Source organism: Achromobacter sp. SIMBA_011 (assembly GCF_046535435.1).
Lineage (GTDB): Bacteria > Pseudomonadota > Gammaproteobacteria > Burkholderiales > Burkholderiaceae_B > Achromobacter > Achromobacter dolens.
In genome coordinates, this window is the sequence record NZ_JAWRWN010000029.1 from 1 (window position 1) to 699 (window position 699).

At 48.2% G+C, this 699-nt stretch carries 1 rRNA gene; it reads right to left on the reverse strand.

The annotated features are described in order from the left end of the window. Positions 1 to 559: ribosomal RNA gene (locus tag SB816_RS29720) — 23S ribosomal RNA — on the reverse strand; the annotation flags it as partial. Between the last annotated feature and the right edge of the window lie 140 nt (positions 560 to 699).

Consider the following 699-nt stretch of genomic DNA (forward strand, 5'->3'; position numbering starts at 1 on the left):
AGGTACGCAGTCACACAGATTGCTCTGTGCTCCCACTGCTTGTACGTACACGGTTTCAGGTTCTTTTTCACTCCCCTCGCCGGGGTTCTTTTCGCCTTTCCCTCACGGTACTGGTTCACTATCGGTCAGTCAGGAGTATTTAGCCTTGGAGGATGGTCCCCCCATATTCAGACAAAGTTTCTCGTGCTCCGTCCTACTCGATTTCATGACTAAGAGATTTTCGCGTACAGGGCTATCACCCACTATGGCCGCACTTTCCAGAGCGTTCCGCTAATCTCAAAGCCACTTAAGGGCTAGTCCCCGTTCGCTCGCCACTACTAAGGGAATCTCGGTTGATTTCTTTTCCTCAGGGTACTTAGATGTTTCAGTTCCCCTGGTTCGCCTCTTGCACCTATGTATTCAGTACAAGATAACCATCTTATGATGGCTGGGTTCCCCCATTCAGACATCTCCGGATCAAAGTCTGTTTGCCGACTCCCCGAAGCTTTTCGCAGGCTACCACGTCTTTCATCGCCTCTGACTGCCAAGGCATCCACCGTATGCGCTTCTTCACTTGACCATATAACCCCAAGCAATCTGGTTATACTGTGAAGACGACATTCGCCGAAAATTCGAATTTCTCAATTAAGAGAACTCACAAATTTTACCTTAGCCTGATCCGTTACCAGTGAAAGTAACGTTCAGTCTATCTTTCTATCA